The sequence below is a fragment of the Pseudomonas artemisiae genome (genome assembly GCF_057128685.1).
The window spans coordinates 1-748 of sequence record NZ_JBSKHS010000040.1 but is presented as its reverse complement, the minus strand read 5'-3'; the positions used below and the strand labels follow the sequence as shown (position 1 = coordinate 748).

At 61.4% G+C, this 748-nt stretch carries 1 protein-coding gene; it reads right to left on the bottom strand.

Annotated elements, in window-relative coordinates; translation table 11 throughout:
* Positions 1–748 (bottom strand): TipJ family phage tail tip protein (gpJ, locus tag ACWKV4_RS20600; RefSeq protein WP_483839560.1); only part of this gene is annotated, 748 nt, incomplete at both ends.

Sequence of the window (748 nt, the reverse complement as noted above, 5' to 3'; positions counted from 1 at the left end):
GCTCATCGCAGTACCGGGCGATCTGGTACAGCGCCCATTTATCGACCTGCCCATCGCTGATAAAGCGGCCCAGCCCGTAACGGTCATTCAAAATCAGGTCGCGGTAGATCCAGGCCGGGTTATCGGTCCAGGCCAGCTTGAAGGTGCCGTCCCAAGTCCCCGCGTAGGTGCGGGTTGAGGGTTCGTAGTTGGCCGGTACCGAGATGATCCGCCCACGGATACGGTAGGCACGTTCAGGGATGGACGAGAACTGGCTGGCATCGATCTTCAGGCCAGCAAGGGCCGTATAGGGATACTGAAGCTTGGCGTCGATCACCTCGGTGTAACTGACCACACTGGTGGTGGCCTGGATGTTCGAGCCGGTCGAATCCGGAGTGGTCCGCAGCACACGGATGGACCAGCCTTCCTCGGCCGCCGGCAGGTCCACCCGATGCGAACGCTGGTAGCCGTTGGTGGTTTTGCCGCTGAATGCCGTGCTGATCACGGGCACGTAGTCGGAGCCATCAGTGGACAGGAGCACCTGGTAGTTAACGGTATAGCCAACGGTGTCGCCGTCGCTTTCCTGCTTGTAGAGCGTGCTGGCGCCGAGCTGCAGGCGGATGGCCGAAAGCTGCAGGTTGCTGATGGCCTGGGTCCAGGGTTGGGAAGCCTTTAGCTCAACGCCTACCGAATGCTCAGTTTCAACCGCGGGGAAGCCGGTAATGTAGTCCTGGTCCGCCTCGCCGGTACGCTGTTCCCAGGTCACGCC